The sequence below is a fragment of the Klebsiella sp. K47 genome, assembly GCF_051858335.1.
GTDB lineage: Bacteria > Pseudomonadota > Gammaproteobacteria > Enterobacterales > Enterobacteriaceae > Klebsiella > Klebsiella pneumoniae.
Map to the genome: position 1 here is coordinate 1 of NZ_JBPYUI010000139.1, position 271 is coordinate 271.

Sequence of the window (271 nt, forward strand, 5' to 3'; positions counted from 1 at the left end):
AACTCCTCTAAATCAGTTACCAGTGGCTGCTGCCAGTGGCGCTTTTGCATGTCTTACCGGGTTGGACTCAAGACGATAGTTACCGGATAAGGCGCAGCAGTCGGACTGAACGGGGGGTTCGTGCATACAGTCCAGCTTGGAGCGAACTGCCTACCCGGAACTGAGTGTCAGGCGTGGAATGAGATAAACGCGGCCATAACAGCGGAATGACACCGGTAAACCGAAAGGCAGGAACAGGAGAGCGCACGAGGGAGCCACCAGGGGGAAACGC

Annotated in this window: 1 protein-coding gene; it reads right to left on the reverse strand. The window is 56.5% G+C overall.

The window, feature by feature from the left end; translation table 11 throughout:
- Window positions 1-12: 12 nt before the first annotated feature.
- Complete coding sequence (locus RRF55_RS27445; protein WP_071789001.1) at window positions 13-126, reverse strand: replication initiation protein; 114 nt, start codon at window positions 124-126, stop codon at window positions 13-15.
- Window positions 127-271 lie beyond the last annotated feature (145 nt).

Excerpts from the sequence above, each read along its gene's own strand:
- RRF55_RS27445 (WP_071789001.1), bottom strand. The coding sequence starts at position 126 with ATGCACGAACCCCCCGTTCAGTCCGACTGCTGCGCCTTATCCGGTAAC.